The following is a 1380-nucleotide window of genomic DNA, read 5'->3' as shown; positions in this document are numbered from 1 at the left end:
GCCGGTGGGCCCGTGCTGGCCAAGCCGCCGGTACGCAAGCTCGCCAAGGATCTCGGCGTCGACCTGTCCACGCTGACCGGGTCGGGGCCGCTGGGCTCGATCACCCGGGAGGACGTACAGCGGGCGGCGAGCGGGGCCACGACGGTGGCCGAGCCGCTCGTGGTGTCGGCGCCGGTCACGGCGGCTGCGAGCTTCGGCGCGGACCGCGAGCAGCGCATCCCCGTCAAGGGGGTACGCAAGCTCACCGCCGAGAACATGTCCCGCTCGGCGTTCACCGCTCCGCACGTCACGGAGTTCCTCACCGTCGACGTGACCCGGGCGATGAAGGCCCTGGACCGGCTCCGCAACCGGCGGGAGTGGCGCGACGTACGGGTCTCGCCGCTGCTGCTGGTGGCCAAGGCGGTGCTGCTGGCGGTCAAGCGTCACCCGATGGTCAACTCGACCTGGGCCGGCGACGAGATCGTCGTCAAGGACTACGTCAACCTGGGCATCGCGGCGGCCACCGAGCGCGGGCTGATCGTGCCGAACATCAAGGACGCCGGCCGGCTCTCGCTGCGTGAGCTGGCGGACGCGATGACCGACCTGGTGCAGACGGCCAAGACCGGAAAGACCTCGCCGGCCGACATGTCCGGCGGCACGCTGACGATCACCAACGTCGGCGTGTTCGGGGTGGACACCGGTACGCCGATCCTGCCTCCGGGCGAGTCGGCGATCCTGGCCTTCGGCGCGGTCCGCGAGATGCCCTGGGTGCACAAGGGCAAGGTGAAGCCGCGTCAGGTCACCACGCTGGGCCTGTCCTTCGACCACCGCATCATCGACGGTGAGCTGGGCTCGAAGTTCCTGCGCGACATCGGGGAGTTCCTGGCCGATCCGGAGGCGGCGCTGCTCGCCTGGACCTGACGGTCCTGAAGCCAGCCGAACGGCCGGTGTGCGACGGGTTGACGCCCGGCACACCGGCCGTGTCCGTTTGGGGGCGTGCTCACGCCCGGCATCGGACCGACTCCAGAGACAGAGGAATGCGTCGGTCACAAGCCCTTCACACCTTCGATTGTTCGGCTCGTGTCCCAGCTCACCTAATAATCGTTGGAAGTTGGCGCCGTCTTGGGGTTCAATGGAGTCATCAAGGGGCTGACAACCGAATAGCCAGGAGGAGAGACCCGTGAGCATGATCGAGCGAATCCGTAACCGCCGCGACGCCAACCGCCGCGCCCGTGCCATCGAGCACGCGCTGCGCTCCGCGAACTCGCCCGCGGTCCGCGAAGAGATCCTCGCCATCGCCCAGCGTCACATGAGCTGACGCCCGGAACCTTCCTCACCTCCTCCAGATCGACGACCCGCCCGGTCCCGCCGGGCGGGTCGTCGGCGTTTCGCAGCGGTTGG

General features: G+C 69.1%; 2 protein-coding genes. Both read left to right on the top strand.

Annotated features, from left to right (window positions below; all coding sequences use genetic code 11):
• Positions 1 to 900 (top strand): dihydrolipoamide acetyltransferase family protein (locus AB0B91_RS66050; RefSeq protein ID WP_358343241.1); only part of this gene is annotated, 900 nt, incomplete at its 5' end.
• 259 nt (positions 901 to 1159) lie between these two features.
• The gene (locus AB0B91_RS66045) at positions 1160 to 1297 is read left to right on the top strand and encodes a hypothetical protein (RefSeq protein WP_165947779.1); all 138 of its coding nucleotides are present in this window, start codon (positions 1160 to 1162) and stop codon (positions 1295 to 1297) included.
• Positions 1298 to 1380: the final 83 nt, after the last annotated feature.

The organism is Nonomuraea sp. NPDC049141, from assembly GCF_040648415.1.
Taxonomy (GTDB): Bacteria; Actinomycetota; Actinomycetes; order Streptosporangiales; family Streptosporangiaceae; genus Nonomuraea.
This window is presented reverse-complemented; position numbering and strand designations above follow the sequence as displayed.